The following is a 16339-nucleotide window of genomic DNA, read 5'->3' as shown; positions in this document are numbered from 1 at the left end:
TGCCGTTGGCAAGCGGCCTGAGCTGCTGCTTCTTTCTCATCAGTCGGATGCTGCTGCTCTGTCGCCCACCATCTGCCCACGCCCACGCCCACGCCCACGCCCACATGTAACGCGCCTTATTCGTCCTTCGGCATCGGCCACACGTCGCGGGAGTCGTTGAAGGCCCGTCCCTGCGGCGGCTCGACCGTCAGTGACTTGAGCGCCCCCGGCAGCGAGGCCGCACCTCGTCTCATCGCCCGCAAGAACCACATGGCCAGGCGTACCACTGCGAACACGGCGACCAGGCCCAGCGCCACCACTACCGCCAGGTTGAACATGAATTCGTAAATCACCTATGCATTCTCGCCCGCCACCCCAGAGCCATACCCCGCCAGTCATCCGAGGGCGTCGCCGATCTTGTCGTTCATGGTGTCGTCTCCGCCGTCGATGCAGTTGGCGTAGACGCGAAGCAGGACAGCGACTCCGTGGCCCAGGCGCCGGGCGACCTCGGTCGGCGGGACGCCGGCATTCAGCCAGAGCGAGGCCGCCGCGTGCCGCAGGTCGTAGGGCCGGCGGACGAGCGGCGAGGCGACCTGCGAGTCCGTCAGAGCCTTCTCCCGGGCGAGCTTCCACCACCGGTCGTAGACCGACTCGGAGAGCGGCCCGCCGTGCAGGCCCCGGAAGAAGCGACCATCCGGGCCGACGCCGTGATTCTCGACGTGTGCGCACAGCAGCTCGACGAGCCGGGGCGGGATCGGGACGGTCCGAGTCTCGGCCCGCCCTCGGTGCTTGAGTCCGCGCCGCTCGTGGGAGCCGCCGTCGTCCGTCCAGTGGGAGCCTGCGCGCGGGGAGGTGCCGGCGAGCACCAGGCGGCCCCAGCGATATTCGATCTTCTCGTGGTCGCAGAACCGGGATGGCTTGACCGCCGCCAGGTCGTCGAAGTCCGCGCCGCAGTCGGCACACCGACCCGACAGGTCGCAGTCTTCCCGCCGCAGGTCGGCCGCTTCCGAGGGCCGCATGCCCGCGTAGTAGAGGCAGCCGAAGAACGCCGTGACCTTGTCGGCGCGTTTGCCGAGAGATTTCACCGCCTCCAGCAGCGTGGCGACCTGGGCCGGGTTCGCCACTACCCGCCGGTCGATGGACTGCGCCACCTCGGGGGCGGTCCACTGCACCCGATCGACCGGGTTGGAGTCGATCAGCTCCAGCTCGACGGCGTACCCGAGCACGTTGTAGAAGGTGGCTCGCTTCCTTTGGACTGTGGAGGCAGCCGCGGGCTTGCCGTCGAGGCGTACGCAGAGGCTGTCCAAGACGCGGCGGACCATCGCGGGTGAGTCCAGCTCGACGACCGGCAGGGACGCGGTTTCCAGCCAGGCGAGGGCCGCCGCGTGCTCGGTGGGGATCTCATCGGACCAGCGGCGCGGGTTGAGGCCGTAGAGGTACAGCGCCTCGCGGAGCAGGGCGTCAGCCGGTCTGCCCCGCTTGGCCGGGCGGGTCAGGGTCACCGTGATGGAGGTCAGCGCCTCGACGATCGACCGCCGGGTCTTGGCCGCCGCCCGGGGCCACTTCATCTCGACGTACGCGCGGCTGTGCGCGTACCAGGTGGTGGTGTTCCTGGTTCTGGCCTCGGAGACCGGGCGGCCGGTGGCCGGGTCGAAGGGCTCCCCCGCGTTGGCCGCCTGGACCAGCTCGGCGCGGAACGAGTGCGCCAGGGCCTTGGTACGGAACATCTCCTCGAAGCGATGGCCGCTCACCGCCCAGCGGACCCGCCATGGCCGAGCCTTCCGGTCGGCACGCTTGCCGATCTCCCAGATCTGGACCTCATAGCTCTTCATGCCGCGTCCTGCTCCAGCTCACCGAGCCACCGACCGAGCGCCGACCGGCGGACCCGAAGCTGCCCGTTCGGGAGCTTGATAACCCGTGGCCCCTTGCCGGTCTGCCGCCAGTAGAACCAGGTCGAGCGCGGTACGCGCAGTTCGGCGAGCACTTCCGGCACCGTCAACAACTCCTCGTTCACTGCGTCTCCTCCCCGTTGTGCTGTGCGCTGTGCTGAGTTGCCGAAAGATCTGCGGACCCCTGCGCTGCCCGGTCCTTGGCGGCGAGCAGTTCCGACCGCCAGCGGGCGCGCTCACTGATGGAGCGCATGAGCCGGTGGGCCAGCGGTCCCACGTCGGGGTCGTCGGGTCGGGCGAGTTCCCAGGCGTGCCGGACCCGTTCGGCGGTGGCGCCCTGGTCGTCGACGAGCTGCCCGGCCGTGGCGCTGTCGGTAGTTGCGCCGAGCAGTGCCCGCACCCAGGCCCGTACGTCGTGCTTGTGGTCGGCGAGGGTCTTGCCGGACCAGTCGCGGGAGATGAGGATGCGCCGGCCGCCGATGCCGAGAGTGTCGCGCTGGTGGACCTTGCCCTTGCAGCGGCCGGGCTTGAGCTTGGCGTGTGCCTTCTTGGGCTGGACGCCGTAGAGCAGCCAGTTGGCGCACCGCTCGGTGCAGGGGGTGACCTGGAGCTGCTGCCAGAGCCGGTCGAGGTGCTTGCGCTGCCGGTCAGTGGTCGCCTTGTGGACGTCGCCGGTGTGCTTGGTGATGTATTTCGTGACGTACCGGATGGTCCGTTCGGCGTCGGCAGTGCCGGGCATGACGCCGCGGGCGTCGACCTGGGCGCCGAAGCGAACCACGTGCACCGGTTCGGCGTCCGGGTCGTCGTCGATAGCGTCGAGGGCTTCCGTCCAGGTGGTCAGCGGCTGCCGGGTGTCCGGGTCGACCCACGCCGCCGCCTGCTCGTCCCAGACGGGAAGCCGGTCGAGGGTGTAGCGCTGGACATCGACCGCCGGCCACCACACCTGGTGATAGGTAGCCGCCGCGACGGTGCGCAGGACGTCGCGGGGGATGGTGCCCCGGATGGCGAAGTGGGCGTGTGGGGCGAGTCGGCGTTGCGGCTCGACGCAGCCGGCGTACTGGACGTTCCAGCCCTCACAGCGGCGCAGGTTCTGCCAGAACCGGTCGAGCAGACGCGGGAAGTGGACGGCGTCCCAGGCGGCGCGGCGGTAGTCGTACCGGTCGGGGTTGAGCGGGGTGCCGTCGGGGCGGACCGGGCCGTACGAGTCGAGGGTGAGCGTCAGCCACATCGACGGCCGGAACGTCGCGCCGTCCGGAGCGGTGTAGGTCTTGCCGACGGTGCGCCGCTCGACCTTGCGCCGAGGTAGCTCGGGGGCGTCCTGGCGTCGCTTGGTGGAGCGCTTGCGCCGGCGGCCGGGCTCGTCGTCGGAGTCCTCGTCGCCGGTGGCGTGGGATGGCCCGACGCGCCCGCGCAGGCCCTCCGCGGCGATGGCTTCCTCTACCTCGCGGATCGCCTCGTCGAGGTCGGTCACCTGGTCCCACTCGGCGGCGCGTACGGCCTCGTCGCGGGAGAACTCCAGGTGTGCGCGGAACAGGATCAGGGACTTCTGCGCCTCGGTCGCGGGTTCCGGGCCGGGTAGGGGTTCGTCGTCGCGGTGCCAGCCCTCCCGGATCTGGGCCTGGCGTAGCCGGCGGTTCTTCTTCGCGCAGGGCGCGCACTTGTCCTCGCGGGTCGCGCCGCAGGGCAGGTCGATGACCTCGGTCAGGCCGGTGTCGAGGTCGGTGCGACGCATGGCGAGAGGGCGCACGCAGACGCCGTACTCGGCGGCGATCTCCTTGAGCACGTCGACCGAGCGGGGCAGCGCCATGCGGGCCGCCCGCGACCCCGGCCGAGGAGCAACCGGGGTCGGGGCAGCGGGAGCGAGGCCGGGCAGGGTGGGAGCGGTCATCGGATGATCCCGACGACCTGGGGTCGGTTGGGCTGGACGACGCCCAGCGGAGGCAGCACCGCGGCCGGTGCCGGGCGGACCGCCGGAGCGGGCGCGGTCGGCTGCTGGGGCTCGGGCTCGGTGGCGACCTGTTCGGGAACCTCGTAGGTCCAGTCGACCGGCGGTTGATCCGGTTCGGGTGCCGGGGCGGGTGCGCTGGACAGGACGACCTTGACCAGGGCGAGGAACGCCAGCGACGGCACGGCGGCCACGATCCAGCCCCACACGGACGGTTCGGCTTCCGCGACCTGGGCGGCGAGGGAGAGCAGGGCGAACGCGACCAGGAGCACGCCGACAAGGCCGACCGGGCGACCGGCACGACGGCGGGCGCGGATCTCCAGGCCGAGGTAGATCGCCATCAGCTCGACCGCTACCGCGTTGGCCCAGCCGATCCAGTCGGGCTGCCCATGGGCCACGGTCAGGTCGTGGACGTGGGTGAAGGCGGCGGCACCGGCCATGATCCCGATGGCGAGCAGGATCAGCACCCGGATGCCGGACTCGGCTCGGTGGCGGATCATTCGAAGTCGCCCTCCGGAATGCGGATGGTGACGGTGATGCGGATGCGCTGCCCGTCGAGGTCGTCCCGGCGGCGGACCATGTGCGCCAGGCCGTGCAGGGCGGCGGCAAGCCGGTCCGGGGAGCCATCCAGGTCGATGTTCAGCGGCTTGATGCGGTGGGTGCCGAGGAAGAAGCGCTTGAGGGACATCGGGGCTACCTCCGGTCCGGGGTGACGCGAGTACGGATGTGGTCGGGCGGTTCGCCGAGGGAGGCGACCGCTTCGGAGAGGCAGCGCCACAGCGCCCACGCCTCGTCGGGGGTCAGGTGCATGCGGCGCCGGCCACCGCCGACGGCGAGATAGACCGGGTACGGGTCGGGCCGGTCGGGGTCGACGCGGACGGACACCGCCGTGCTGCTCGCGCCGTCCGGGTTCGGCGCGCGGAGCCGGTAGAAGGTCGGGGCGGTCACCGCGACTCACCCCCGTCGGCGTCGAGGATGTCGCGCAATGCGTCCGGCAGCAGTGGCCCGCGACGCTGCCGGGGAAGGGCCGGCCGGACCGGTTCCGGCGTCGACTCGCGACGGACCTGGGCAAGGATGTCCGCCGCGTCGGCCGGGGCCGCGTACTGCTGGGCCAGTTCCCGGATGTGGTCGTCGGTGACGTACGAGAAGCGGACCCGCATCGGTTCCGGGGTGCCGTCGAGGATCACGTACCCGACGCCCTTGGCCCATCGGGGCATCTGGTCGGCCAGGGCACCCCGGTTGCGGGCACCGTCGCCCAACACGAGGTCGACCTGAGCCGCCTCGGTCAGGCCGAGCGCGATGCGGGTCGGGAACAGGTCCCGGAACGGCAGCACCTCCTTGCGGGGGTCCTGCAACGCGGCCACCACCAGGACGCCGACCCCGGCACCCTGCGACAGCAGCAGCCCGAGCGAGCCGGCGATGCGCTTGCGCAGCTCGGCGTCTTGCAGGTACGCGGTCAGCGCAGCCATCTCGTCGATGACGACCACGACCAGGGGGTCAGCCTCGGTCGGGGTGTGCACGCGGACCCTGCCGGCGAGGCGGGTTTGCCTCTCCCGCATGACCGTCACGGCCTCGTCAAGGAGGTCGGCCATGGCCTCGAACGACTTGCAGGCGAACCGGGCGAACAGCGGCCGGCCCATGGCGAACTCCATCCCGCCCTTTGGGTCGATCACCCAGAGCCGGACCAGGCCCGAGGTGATGCCGCCGGCCAGCGAGCGAACCAGCGACCAGAGCACCGAGCCCTTGCCAGACCGGGTGGCCCCGCCGATGAGAACATGTGTGGCGAGCAGGTGCAGGGACCAGGTGCCCAGGTCTTCCCGCCGCGCCAGCGGCAGAGCGGTGAGGTCCGGTACGGCCGGGGCGTCAAACGGCGCCACCACCGGCCGCAGGGCGTCGGTGCGGACGAGGACCAGGTAGACCACAGTCGGCCGGTCCCGGAACCGCACCCGGTCCACCCACCCCAGCAGCAGCGCCCAGTAGCCGGTACGGGTCGTCGGGTCGTCGGGTCGTCGGGTCGATCGGAGTAGACCCGGGCGTGCCGCCGACCGAAGGCGTACGCGAGGTTCGCTGTGACCCGTTGGAAGTCGGCCGGGGTCTGCCCGCGGACCATGCGGATGGTCAGCACATCGAGGGCCTGATCCGAACGCACGCGCAGCAGCTCGGGTAGGACGGCGCGACGGTCGTACGTCTCGGCCAGGCCGCACAGGGTCATGGCCTCGCGCCACGCCCGCCGGTAGATGAAGAGCTGACGGAACCGGCCGAGCAGCGGCCCGGCGCACCACCGCCACCAGGACGCTTCGTCCCGCCACCGCCACACGGCCGACGCCGCCGACGCCAGGACCAGCGGCACGACCAGGCCCGCCCAGCCGTAGTCGGCGTAGAGGACGACGGCGAGCACGACCAGGCCGACGGTGACCGGGTGGCGCAGGCACCACCAGCAGCCCCGGCCTAGCCAGCGCAGCACCTGGACGAGCACGGAAGCCCACATCGGCAGGACGAACCGCTTCGGCCGGATCACCAGCAGATCCCCGACGGTCGTCAACACCACCTCGCCACGCGGCCGGCGCATCATCGCGCAGCCCGCAGCGACACGAACCGACCAGACGAGTCCCGGACCGGAGGGAACGGAACAACGAGCTGTCCGACGCAGAGCGGGCAGCGGGCAGCCGCACCGCCGGCCGGGTCGAACCGGGACTGACACACGCCGCACCGAGGCTGAGCCGGGGCAGGCGAACACCTACGCTTGGACACGTCACTACCTCTCTCGACAGAGCAGGGGGAAGAGACAGAGGGCGGGGCTGCCGTCCGCCAAGACCTGACAGCCCCGCCCCCACCTGATGCGGCTACGCCGCCGCCTTCTTGGCCACGCCCGCCGGGGCGCGCATGCCGGTCGCCCGCAGCGAGTACGCCATCCGGTTGTTGTTCGACACGTACGGCGTGACCGTCATGCCCTCGAACTCCACCGCCTCGAACGGGGCGCCCGTGGGCGGGACCGGCTGGTAGTCGGCGGAGATCTTGACCGTGGTCTCCCTGGAGCGCTTGCCGAGCTCCGGGTCCAGGTCCATCACGCGGACCTGCCACACCCGCTGGCCGGTCAGCTTGTCTTTCGCCGGGCTACGCCGGCCGGTCTTCTCGTCGTAGTCCTCGACCTCACCGAGGGACTCGGGGACCAGGGCGCATCCCGCCGGGAACACGTCCTCACAACGCACGGCGAACCTCGTACCGCCACGCAGAGCCATCGCCCAACCTCCAAGTTGTTGGCATGTCTGCCAAGCTGAGGCTCCAAGGTAGACGGCACTTGGCAGACAAGTCAACAACCTGGGGCTGGGACATCCATGACCAGCATCACCCCTATTTACTATTTGCCCCGCCAGAACCGCAGCCGCATAAATGCAAGCCGACGTGTATTGCATTTGCGCGAGCCGGTAACGAATGGGGGGTACATACGTCATAAGTGCAATACCATGTGACGGAGACTTAAAATGAATCCTTGCGCTAATCGCCCTTAGGTTGTACTTTCTGGAAGTCGCAAGTGGCGACAAATCACCAGGATGGAGAGGTCCGTGCTCTCGGTTAGCTTTTCGCTCAACGTGCGCGTCGTCATCGTCGTATACGTCCTGCTTCTAGTGATCAGCCTGTGGCCCGCACTGCACTAAGCTGCCGCCAAAACAGCGGGTTATTGCCTTTGCCGCCGGGTAGCTATGGCGCTATGGATGCGAGCATGGAGAAAGACATGCGAGAGAGCCGGTTACGCCCAACCGGCATGGATGACACGACCGTCGAAGCTCTAGGCGAACTCAGCAAGGCGTTAGAGGCGGTCCACCGCGTACGGGGCCACCTGTACTCGGCGCACCAACTAGTGCAGCTCCGCGTTGATCCTTGAGGGGTTCATGCTGCCTTGAGCGGACGGCCGTCGTAGGTCCAGCGGAAGGGTTTGGCGGTGCGGTTGTAGACGGCGGTGAACAGTTCGATCCGGTCGGTGAGGTCCTGCTTGGAGGTGAATTCGCCGCGGCGCAGCAGCCGGCGGGTGAGGATCGAGAAGAACAGTTCTGCCTGGTCGAGCCAGGACGCGTGGGCCGGGGTGTAGTGCGGCTGGAATCTGGGGTGCTCGCGCAGCCACTTCTTGGTGGCTTTCGAGGTGTGCGACGAGCCGTTGTCGAGCACGAGGTGGATGGTCAGCATCGGGTCGATGCGCTGGTCGAGGCGGGTCAGGAAATCGATGAACGTGGCGGAGTCGTTGCGGCCGATGCGGTCGGTGTGGACCTGGCCGGTGTGCACGTCGAGCGCGGCGATGATCGACACGGTGCCGTGCCGGAGGTACTCGAACTCTCGCCGGGCGATGCGCCCTGGCCGGCAGGGCTGGTCGGGATGTTTGCGGCTGCGGGCGGCGATCGCGGTCTTCTCGTCGGTGCAGATCACCACGGAGTCGTCGGGCTGGTGCAGGTATAGATCGCAGATCTTGGCGGCCTTGGTGAAGAACGCGGGGTCGTCACGGCGGGTCAGCCAGCCCCGAATCCGGTGGGGTTTGAGGTCCAGATCGGCCAGGATCCGCCCGACCTGCGAGGCGCTGATCCCGTCAGACTCGCGCAGGTGCTCGGCGACCAGCCGATGCGACCAGACAGTGTCAGCCTCGGGGGTCTGGCTGGTGACCATGGCCACGATCCGCAGGTGGGTGTCGGGGCCGTAGACCAAGGGACGTCCCGGCCGGAGCCGGTCGTCCAGCCCGGCGAGACCGTGCGCGGCGAACCGGCCCCGCCAGGTCCGGACTGTGTTCTGCCGGATCGACAACTGCCGGGCGATGGCGGCGTTGGACGCCCCGTCGGCGGCTGCGAGGACGATCCGGGCTCGCTGCACAGCGCGCACCGGTGCGGTGCGAGAACGGGTCAACGCTTGCAGCACGCGGCGTTGCTCGGCGTCGACGGTCACGACCTGGGCACGCGGGAGCATCCAGGGTTCCTCTCCGCGCAGCCGGCGATCGAGGGGAGAATCCGGCCACGCGGAGAGGATTCGATCAGTCCCCGTGGGGCGGATACGACGCGACACGCGCGCGTCGGGCACCATGAAGCCCATGGGCCGACCAACCGACGCCGTCAAGACCGCCCTGGGCCGCCGGCTACAGACCCACCGGACGGCCCGCTGGCCCCAGCTGACCGGGCTCAAGGTCCGGTTCCGCGGCGAGTACGCATACATCGACGCCGACGCAGACGGCGATGTCTGGCCCCTGTGCCGACTGCGCTACACCGGCAACCACGACCAGTGGGGCTTCGCGATCCACCTCGCCAGCCGCGACAGCTACGAAGACTCCGTCCTGCCCAGCGGCCAACCCGTCGGCACCCCGGAAGAGGCCATCGACTGCGCCTGCGGCCTGTACCTCGGCGACCCAACCGCCTGAACCTGACCCCTCAAGGATCAACGCGGAGCTGCACTAGTGGGCGGCGCGGATCTCACCCTCGACCGGGTAGTGAAGCTGCTCCGCGAGGCCGGGCACGACGAGACGGCCGACCGGGTCGAGCACGAGCTGTTGGGACGCAACCTGCTACCCGGCCGTTGGACCTTCCAGATCATGGAGGAGTTCGATGATGGCTACTACGCCGCGTTCCAGGAGATCGAGCGGGACGCGCGGGAGAAGCTAGCCGGCGGACGGCGGCACATCTACGAGGCTGAGATGAAGGAGCGGCGGCGTACCCACGGCATGCCGGGGCACGAGGCTACGCCAGAGGAGTGAGCGATAGACCGTTCGGCAGCATCGAGGCCAGGGCGTTGGCTCTGGCCTCGATGATCCTCATTCGTGCCTGATACTCGGCCGGTTCCCGGTGCGCGGCCTGACTGGTGACCTGGCCGGGCCATTTGCGGTAGAGCAGTCCGTACTCCCGCGTGAAGTAGCCGGCGGTGACGGCGTTGGCAGCGAGCAGCAGCCCCGTGTCCTCGGAGGCGGGGAGGGCCATCCAACCGCCCAGGGCGAAGACGAGGTCCCGCCGCAGGCACAGCGTCGCCGGGTGCACCGATGCCCGGTAGTCGTTGGCTTGCCAGAACGACAGGACCGCACCGCGGTCGACGACGCCGCCGGCTGGATCCTTGTCCCATCCGGCAGTCGACCCGTCGGGCAGCAGATCGAGTACCCGCGAGGTGGTCCAGCCGATCTGCGGGTGCGCGTCGAACGCGGCGATATCCCGGGCGAGCGTGCCGGAAGTCAGCTGGTCGTCAGCGTCCAGGACCTTGATGAGGTCACCCGAAACCCGGGAAAGGGCGAGGGTACGGGCAACACCGGGCCCGCCGGGACGGCCGGTGCCGAGACTGATCCGGGGATCATCCGGCAGCGCGTCGACCAGGGCGCCGGTCTGTCCGTCCTCCTGGACGAGCCATTGCCAGTCCCATCCGGTAGGCATCTCCTGCTTGGCCAACGACTCGTATGCGCCAGCCAGGTACTCGATGCTGGGCGCATGGACCGGAGTGACGACAGAGACGAGCTGCGTCAAGTTTTCCACCGTTGGAGTTTGTGGGAATAGACAAGCTCGGTCCGGTCGCCCGGCATCACCACGTCGGCCACCTCGACGACCCGGCCCGTGGTGTCGACCGAGGTCTTCCGCACGGTGAGCACGGAGACGCCCGGGTCGATGTCCAGCAGTTCGGCCTCGTCCGGCGACGGCGGACGCGCGCGGATCTCGTCGTCGATCCGGTCCAGCTCGATGCCGAGCGTGTAGAGCTGGTGCTGTGTGCCGCCGGGCCACGGTTCCTTGCTCTCGTCGAGCAGGTCCGGGTTCGCGGCCACCAGTTCGTACGGCAGGTAGGAGTACGACACGGTCAGCGGCGCGCTCTCGCGGCGGGAGGACGTCCAGTAGACGCGGCGCAGCAGCGACGTACCCGGCTCGACCTGCAAGGCCGCCGCCATCTCCGAGTCCGCCTCCACCCGGGAGTACTCGGCGTGGAACTTCAGGTCGTCGACGGTCAGGCCGGTGTCGTGCTCCGTGGCGCCGGTCTTCAACCGCTCGGCCTCGTCGAGCAGGACCCGGTCTTTCTCCCACTGGTACCGCTCGCTGTTGCGACGGCGTACCCGCTGACGAGGCGCCCGGACATAGGTTCCCCGACCCTGCTCGGCCCGGACCAGGCCCCATTCCCGGAGCTGCCGGATGGCGTTGCGGACGCTGGTGCGGGAGAGGCCGGACGAATCAGCCAACTCGGTCTCGCTCGGCATGAGGGTGCCCGGAGCCATCTCTCCGGCCATGATCTTTACCCGCAACTCCTCCGCGAGTTGCAGGTATCGAGGGCGCCAGTCCCGGCCGTGCACACCGGTCACCGTACCCCCTAGACGTTCCAACGTCTGCCAGGTGGTCCCGCCCGCCGGCCGCTCGGGAACCGGCGGGACCGTTACCGCTGCTCGCGGCGGCTGCCCACGACCAGGGCCAGAAGTACGAGGAACGGCGACGCCCCGACGGCTGCCGGAGTTCACCGCGTCTCCCCCATCCGATTCCCCTGATTGGCCGGCGCTCGCATTACGTCACGGGCGCGCGTCAGCTCGTCAATCAGCCGGTCGAGCTGCCCGGCCGCGAGGAGCACTGTTTGCGTTGCGCCGTAGCGGGTCGCGTCGAGCTTGACGGCCAGGTCCCGACGCGCGAACCGGTCGATGAGGAGCTGAAGGCTGACCCAGCCGGTCCGCTCCCGTCCGATGGTGGCGATGAAGCCGCGGTGCATCGGGTCGTTCGGTCCGCAACCTCGGCACCATCCCGGGCATGCGACCGACGGGACCGACGGCGTGGCGCTCTCGGTCATGGGCCTGCCTTCACTCATCGCTGGCTCCACGGTCACCGCTAGCCTGCTCCACCAGGCCGCGCAGATGCTCGATCAGTTCGGTCACCTGCGACAGGGACAACTCCGCCCAGCAGTTTCCCACTCGGCACGTCGAGTGCAGCGCAACCAACGGCGCCAAGGCGTCAACACCGATGAGATAGGTGACGACGACCCCGCTCGATCGGACGTCACCAACCCGGAACATCGGTCCTCGATGACGCCGGGCCATGTGAGCCATCACAGGCGGCACCAAATGGCCGCAGCGATCCGGCGCGCACCAGCCCGGGTGACCCGTAGTCTCGCTCGACTTGTTCGCCCGCCTCAACGAGTCCACCGCCCACCATTGCCTCGGTAGGACTGCGCCAGCGTCATCAACGGCGCGTAGCGCAACGTAGGCAACTCCCGCGTCGGTACCCCAGCCCACCAGTACGTCGGCGCGGCATTGGTTGGCGTGCGCCGCATCGGCGAGACGTGGCTGCCTGCGACAACAGCCCGCGAACGCCTTGAGAACCACCAGGACGAGAACCAACCGCGCCGACGATGAGAGCCGGACATCGCACCTCCACAGGTAGGCGGGGACCGGTGGCCAGCTACGGGGGAATGCAGCCGGCCACCGGCCCGGATGAAGGCACGGCGCACCGTCCGACACAGATGGGTCGGGTATCGCCGAGCCAACTTGTCCGCGCGGCTACCGCAACCGGTCCGACAGGACGCCGCGCATCAGGTGCGACCAGGGCCGGCGCAGCACCACCCCTGATACGAACCGTCACCCTGGCCGCACACCGGGAAACGTACCTACAAGTGGACGAGTTGTCCATACGCCGAAACGGGTCGCTTGGTTGGCACTTGGTAAGACAAGTGCCAGGTACGGTGAAGCCGTGCCCACCCCGCACTACGGACAGCCCCGCTATCGCGTCATCGCTGATGAGCTAAGGGAACGCATCGAAAGGGGCGCAATCCCGCCGGGTGCGCTCTTACCAACCGAGAGCACCCTAACCGCCGAATTCCGGGCAGCCCGCGGCACAGTCCGCCAGGCGATAGCTGCCTTGCGGGCCGATGGCTACGTCACCACCGAACACGGTCGCGGCACCTATGCAAGCCTCGGCCTATTGGCAGGCGGGGAAACCACAGCCCGTCTGCCCACGACCGCACGGCGCGAAGTCGCCGCAGACCCGGAGCTTGCAGCCCTCTTCGCCGTCGAGGTGGGTACGGTCCTAGTCGAACAACAAAGCATTGATCGATCACGCGGAACCGTCGAAGCAGTCGTCAGAACTTACAGATTGCTTCGGCCGAGGCAGTAATCCGCGTTCGAGGCTTCGATACGTCCTCAAGGCGGCCCGCAACGGGCCGCACGCGCCGCCGCCAGCGCGTGGCCTGCACTCCGCTACCCGCTCCGCTCCGGCCACGCAACACGCCCGGCGGCAGGCGCGGACAGCGGAAAGCCCGGAGGACCGCCGCAGAACGACAGGAATGCTGACCGATGGGTGGCGGCCGGCAGCCGGCCGGGGCGCGGCGGCCGTCGCACCGCCGCGCCGTAGGGCGAGTCACCGCCGGCCGTGGTGGGGCGCGCCCTGCTCGTCCTACCGGGCCGGAAACGATGGTCGTGGTAGCAGCGTGAGTCGTTATCCGCCGCAATTCTCGGTGGCGTTGTCGGCCAGCCACAGCACTTGCGACGCAAGGCGGTCGACGTCGTCGGAATACCGGGCGCTATCGTCTTCGTCTGCCGCGTTTACGTTAGGAAGCGACCGCCGGATTGCGGTCGCGAATGCCTCCGTGGCAAACCACGCCGGCAGATCCTCGATCTGAAAATGTATACCGACAACATGGGAGAAGGCCCTGACATCCCTCTCTTCAATCCATTGCGCCATTGCTAGGAGGGCGGAGGGCAGGATTTCAGGGTGCTGCTCGACCGCAGACGCAAGCTTGGTCCGAACCGCCTCGTCGCTTGTGATGGCTGCCGTCCAAGCGAGAAGCGTGCGTGCGTGCGTGCGATTGGCCGTCCAAACATCCACCTCTCGCCACGTTTGAACGGCAAGAATCTCCCCTGCGCGAGCGGCGGCTTTCGATTCCAGCTCCGGCCGTCCAGCATCCCTAGCGACGAACATCATATTCCGCAGAAGGGTGACTGCTACGGCGAGTGGCTGACGAGCAGCCGCCTGGTCGATCAGCTCATCGAACGTTCGGTCGTCAGAGTTCCGTGCCACTCTAGCCGCCAGTCGCGCGGTTGCATCCAAGCCCGTGGCGAGCAGTGAAGGGATGTCTGGGAGCAGCACGACTCCCGCCGCCGCGTCCATCAGTTCGCGGCACAAGTCGGCGTCGTAAGCCCGGTGGTCGACTCGTGCCCAAGGGCGTGCTCGCTCAAGTAGTTCCTCGTGCTGCCTGACGGCACCTTGTTCGGCCGTTTCTGCTGGCGGAGTTTCCGGCGGGGTGGGCGCTGGAGGCTCTGGTGCTTTTTCTCCACGCCATCTGGCCATGAGGGCTTGGGAGGCGCGCGATAGCTCGGCAAGGGAGTTCGGCCAGACGTCGTCATCCTCGAGAGGTGGGCGCCCTGGCCAGTGCCCAGCAGCAGTGAGGACCTCTCGGATGGCCCGTTCAACCCAGCTACACCACGGCGCCAGTCGTTGCTCTGCGGCGATCACGGCGTGAAGCTCGGCGACAGCTTGAGCCGCGATCGGCTCAAGTCTGACTACTGCTTGAGCGAGGGCCTCCTCTAGGGCGACGCGCCGAGGCTCCGTTTCGACGATCGACGGCTCCACTACGAGGCGTTCTCCGTGCGCGTCGAACACTGGCATAGAACGGTTAACCTGCTCTCGCAGTTCACGCCACGCCTGCGCTGCACGTTCAGGCACACGTCGTTCGAGGCGGCCAGTCTCGATCAACAATCCGACCTGGCGGGCCACTGATAACACGATGTGCGCTCCGGCGGTTGCCCGGCCGATGCTGTGATAGTCAAATGACTCAACGGCAACTTCAGCTGCCTCGGCGTCGCTGAGCGGCCACGATTTACCAAGCTGAAGATGCTCTTCGAGCTGAGCTCTCTTCCATTCGAGTAGCAGTTCAGCGGGAAAGTGCTCGGGCGTCGCGTCGATTTCGAAAGCATGCTCTTCACAAAGTGGGATTAGGTTGTCTGGACTTCGATTGGACTCTTCGCTCATCTGCGGATCCCAGCGTGGACCGCCCTCGCTTCGTGCGTGGATATGAGCGACTCGACTGTTGAGTATCCACTCGCCTGTCTCATTATTTAACCGGTAGAGGGGCTTGGTGCAGGATGGCTCGCCACACCGGAAGGCGGTGCCGTAGAGCTGCTTGATCGTCGCTGGCGTGGGCGGCCGATGCTCGACTGGCTTACGGCGGGCTGCGGACTGATCGGTCACAGGCGTCATGCGGCCCCTCCCTGTAGCAGTGCCTGTCGCAGCGACAGCACCCGACCGCGCCAACCGGTCAACCAGTCGGGGCAGTCGACTGACCTCGACGGATGCCGTGTTGTTGGCCGGGCGCCACTCAACATACAACTGGGGGTCGAAACGGCAACCCGTCCTTGACATGATCAGGCCGTGGACCCTCTCGTCGGATCGGCACTTAAGGCCACGATGGATGCCGCGAGGCACCTGCCAAATCTAGTCCAAGTCGGACGGATTGGTGCAGACCGGCGAGCGGCAACGTATGAGCGCTTCGCGAACGCGGCATGGACGGTGATGCTGCGTGATGGATCGATGCGGACTGTCGAACAGTTCGCGAGGCCGAGGGCCGCTGGGCTGTTTTACCACCCGATGTTCGTGCGGTCCGTCGAAGCTGCCACATCCGCGCAGGAGGAGTTGCTAGGTTCCTTGGGTGCCGTCCGGATCATGGCTCCCGCGTCCGTTGTCAGCTACGCGGAGGCGACTGCCGAGCGCATTGCCGAACTCGTAGGAACTCCTCTAGGCGATGGTGCGGAGCGCAGCAGTCGGCAGCAGGAAGTCGGCGAAGCGATGACAAGGTTCAGCCTCATTTGCCGCATTGACCTCGGGCTTGACAAGCACCCTAGCGAGCCACGCATGCGGCTCTACAGCCCTTCGTCATGGTTGCAGGCCGGGCGTTGGAAGATGAGGCTCCGACGCGGTGATGTCCCTGTACTGCCTGAAGGCCCGAGTCGCAGAAGCAAGTCAGACTGAAGTACAGCCAAAGCGCCGGGATCGAATAAGGCGGTCAGTAGAAGGAACCTGCTGCACAGAGCTTGCAAGCGACTGGTCCGAGGCGCGCGATGGGCAGGGTCAGACGGAAAGCCGCAGGACGGCCGTTTCGGGGAAGCGGCCCTTGATCATATGCCGCTATCCTGCCGTCATGACGCGTAGGCGCCCGACGAGGCGTGAGCAGGCTCGACAGGTCGAGGTGTTCGACCCGCTGGCGCTCGCAAACCTTCAGGAGGTGTTGCGCGAGCGGCTGGAGCGGGCCGAACTTGACGACTTCCCTCCCCGTGACTTCCTCAGGGCCCCGGCAAAGTCGTCAGGTGATGCCGAGTAGTGCCAGCGGGCGGGTGCTGTCGCGGGCGTGATGCCGGTTCGCGGCGGCGATGTTGGTGATGCCGGCGGTGCGTAGGGCGCCGATGGCGGCGTTGCGGAGGGCTGCCATGACTTGGGGGCCGGTGCCGGTGCGGATCTGGGATCGGTCCTCGTCGTAGGTGACGTCTCGCACCCAGTGGACCTTGTTCTCGATCGACCAGTGGCCGCGGATCCATCCGGCCAGTTGGGCCGGGCTGGCCTGG

18 protein-coding genes and 2 pseudogenes are annotated in these 16339 nt (G+C 68.2%); 4 read left to right on the top strand and 16 right to left on the bottom strand.

The features are described 5' to 3' along the window. Positions 1–116: 116 nt before the first annotated feature. The 10 genes from C569_RS0103995 to C569_RS0103945 form a co-directional block, all read right to left on the bottom strand. Positions 117–332, bottom strand: coding sequence for a hypothetical protein (locus C569_RS0103995; RefSeq protein WP_155945496.1), 216 nt, complete (start codon positions 330–332; stop codon positions 117–119). A gap of 42 nt (positions 333–374) precedes the next feature. Further along, positions 375–1811: a tyrosine-type recombinase/integrase gene (locus C569_RS0103990; RefSeq protein WP_018784532.1), complete on the bottom strand. Its 1437-nt coding sequence runs from the start codon at positions 1809–1811 to the stop codon at positions 375–377. Then, on the bottom strand, positions 1808–1993 hold the full coding sequence (locus C569_RS0103985; protein ID WP_018784531.1) for an AlpA family transcriptional regulator: 186 nt from the start codon (positions 1991–1993) through the stop codon (positions 1808–1810). The genes C569_RS0103990 and C569_RS0103985 overlap by 4 nt, the downstream gene beginning before the upstream one ends. Next, positions 1990–3756, bottom strand: coding sequence for a replication initiator (locus C569_RS0103980; RefSeq protein WP_026267677.1), 1767 nt, complete (start codon positions 3754–3756; stop codon positions 1990–1992). Before C569_RS0103980 ends, C569_RS0103985 begins: the two co-directional genes overlap by 4 nt. Then, positions 3753–4313, bottom strand: coding sequence for a DUF2637 domain-containing protein (locus C569_RS0103975; protein ID WP_018784529.1), 561 nt, complete (start codon positions 4311–4313; stop codon positions 3753–3755). Before C569_RS0103975 ends, C569_RS0103980 begins: the two co-directional genes overlap by 4 nt. Beyond that, positions 4310–4501, bottom strand: a complete 192-nt coding sequence (locus C569_RS0103970; protein WP_013473706.1) for a hypothetical protein — start codon at positions 4499–4501, stop codon at positions 4310–4312. The genes C569_RS0103975 and C569_RS0103970 overlap by 4 nt, the downstream gene beginning before the upstream one ends. A gap of 5 nt (positions 4502–4506) precedes the next feature. Beyond that, entirely contained in the window at positions 4507–4761 is a 255-nt protein-coding gene (locus C569_RS0103965; RefSeq protein ID WP_018784528.1) for a hypothetical protein, read from the bottom strand. Then, entirely contained in the window at positions 4758–5759 is a 1002-nt protein-coding gene (locus C569_RS34065) for an FtsK/SpoIIIE domain-containing protein (RefSeq protein WP_231394715.1), read from the bottom strand. The genes C569_RS0103965 and C569_RS34065 overlap by 4 nt, the downstream gene beginning before the upstream one ends. An 897-nt stretch (positions 5760–6656) precedes the next feature. Further along, a complete protein-coding gene (locus C569_RS0103955) occupies positions 6657–7052 on the bottom strand; it encodes a hypothetical protein (protein WP_026267676.1) in 396 nt (131 codons plus the stop codon). A gap of 649 nt (positions 7053–7701) precedes the next feature. Beyond that, on the bottom strand, positions 7702–8883 hold the full coding sequence (locus C569_RS0103945) for an IS630 family transposase (RefSeq protein WP_231394714.1): 1182 nt from the start codon (positions 8881–8883) through the stop codon (positions 7702–7704). Here C569_RS0103945 and C569_RS0103940 point away from each other — a divergent pair. Beyond that, complete coding sequence (locus tag C569_RS0103940) at positions 8882–9205, top strand: hypothetical protein (protein ID WP_018784523.1); 324 nt, start codon at positions 8882–8884, stop codon at positions 9203–9205. The two genes, C569_RS0103945 and C569_RS0103940, sit on opposite strands and share 2 nt — an antisense overlap. A gap of 33 nt (positions 9206–9238) precedes the next feature. Then, positions 9239–9538: pseudogene (locus C569_RS29785) on the top strand (hypothetical protein); the annotation flags it as partial. Here C569_RS29785 and C569_RS0103930 read toward each other — a convergent pair. From C569_RS0103930 to C569_RS34060, 4 genes are all read right to left on the bottom strand, one after another. Further along, a complete protein-coding gene (locus C569_RS0103930) occupies positions 9522–10298 on the bottom strand; it encodes a glycosyltransferase (protein WP_026267675.1) in 777 nt (258 codons plus the stop codon). The pseudogene C569_RS29785 and the gene C569_RS0103930 overlap by 17 nt on opposite strands. Further along, positions 10286–11107, bottom strand: a complete 822-nt coding sequence (locus C569_RS0103925) for a GntR family transcriptional regulator (RefSeq protein ID WP_018784520.1) — start codon at positions 11105–11107, stop codon at positions 10286–10288. Before C569_RS0103925 ends, C569_RS0103930 begins: the two co-directional genes overlap by 13 nt. A 149-nt stretch (positions 11108–11256) precedes the next feature. Next, complete coding sequence (locus tag C569_RS0103920; protein WP_231394713.1) at positions 11257–11580, bottom strand: precorrin-4 C11-methyltransferase; 324 nt, start codon at positions 11578–11580, stop codon at positions 11257–11259. 10 nt (positions 11581–11590) lie between these two features. Further along, positions 11591–11803 carry a hypothetical protein gene (locus tag C569_RS34060; RefSeq protein ID WP_018784518.1) on the bottom strand — a complete coding sequence of 71 codons (213 nt, stop codon included), beginning with the start codon at positions 11801–11803 and terminating at the stop codon, positions 11591–11593. Positions 11804–12476: 673 nt separating this feature from the next. On the opposite strand from C569_RS34060, the gene C569_RS34940 reads away from it, so the two are divergent. Then, complete coding sequence (locus C569_RS34940) at positions 12477–12899, top strand: GntR family transcriptional regulator (protein WP_196806673.1); 423 nt, start codon at positions 12477–12479, stop codon at positions 12897–12899. A 321-nt stretch (positions 12900–13220) separates the two neighbouring features. On the opposite strand, the gene C569_RS33020 is transcribed toward C569_RS34940, so the two are convergent. Then, positions 13221–14981, bottom strand: coding sequence for a hypothetical protein (locus C569_RS33020; protein ID WP_155945494.1), 1761 nt, complete (start codon positions 14979–14981; stop codon positions 13221–13223). A 937-nt stretch (positions 14982–15918) separates the two neighbouring features. Here C569_RS33020 and C569_RS33015 point away from each other — a divergent pair. Beyond that, positions 15919–16098 carry a hypothetical protein gene (locus C569_RS33015; RefSeq protein ID WP_018784515.1) on the top strand — a complete coding sequence of 60 codons (180 nt, stop codon included), beginning with the start codon at positions 15919–15921 and terminating at the stop codon, positions 16096–16098. On the opposite strand, the pseudogene C569_RS0103905 reads toward C569_RS33015, so the two are convergent. Next, positions 16081–16339, bottom strand: a pseudogene (locus C569_RS0103905) (ISAs1 family transposase); the annotation flags it as partial. The gene C569_RS33015 and the pseudogene C569_RS0103905 sit on opposite strands and share 18 nt — an antisense overlap.

It is taken from the genome of Micromonospora sp. CNB394, from assembly GCF_000374985.1.
GTDB lineage: Bacteria > Actinomycetota > Actinomycetes > Mycobacteriales > Micromonosporaceae > Micromonospora > Micromonospora marina.
The sequence above is the reverse complement of the archived record's forward strand: the minus strand, read 5'-3'. Positions and strand labels throughout refer to the sequence as shown.

Excerpts from the sequence above, each read along its gene's own strand:
- C569_RS33020 (WP_155945494.1), bottom strand. The coding sequence starts at position 14,981 with ATGACGCCTGTGACCGATCAGTCCGCAGCCCGCCGTAAGCCAGTCGAG.
- C569_RS33015 (WP_018784515.1), top strand. The coding sequence starts at position 15,919 with ATGACGCGTAGGCGCCCGACGAGGCGTGAGCAGGCTCGACAGGTCGAG.
- C569_RS0103975 (WP_018784529.1), bottom strand. The coding sequence starts at position 4,313 with ATGATCCGCCACCGAGCCGAGTCCGGCATCCGGGTGCTGATCCTGCTC.
- C569_RS0103990 (WP_018784532.1), bottom strand. The coding sequence starts at position 1,811 with ATGAAGAGCTATGAGGTCCAGATCTGGGAGATCGGCAAGCGTGCCGAC.
- C569_RS0103940 (WP_018784523.1), top strand. The coding sequence starts at position 8,882 with ATGGGCCGACCAACCGACGCCGTCAAGACCGCCCTGGGCCGCCGGCTA.
- C569_RS0103945 (WP_231394714.1), bottom strand. The coding sequence starts at position 8,883 with ATGGGCTTCATGGTGCCCGACGCGCGCGTGTCGCGTCGTATCCGCCCC.
- C569_RS0103955 (WP_026267676.1), bottom strand. The coding sequence starts at position 7,052 with ATGGCTCTGCGTGGCGGTACGAGGTTCGCCGTGCGTTGTGAGGACGTG.
- C569_RS0103970 (WP_013473706.1), bottom strand. The coding sequence starts at position 4,501 with ATGTCCCTCAAGCGCTTCTTCCTCGGCACCCACCGCATCAAGCCGCTG.
- C569_RS0103920 (WP_231394713.1), bottom strand. The coding sequence starts at position 11,580 with ATGACCGAGAGCGCCACGCCGTCGGTCCCGTCGGTCGCATGCCCGGGA.
- C569_RS0103980 (WP_026267677.1), bottom strand. The coding sequence starts at position 3,756 with ATGACCGCTCCCACCCTGCCCGGCCTCGCTCCCGCTGCCCCGACCCCG.
- C569_RS34060 (WP_018784518.1), bottom strand. The coding sequence starts at position 11,803 with ATGTTCCGGGTTGGTGACGTCCGATCGAGCGGGGTCGTCGTCACCTAT.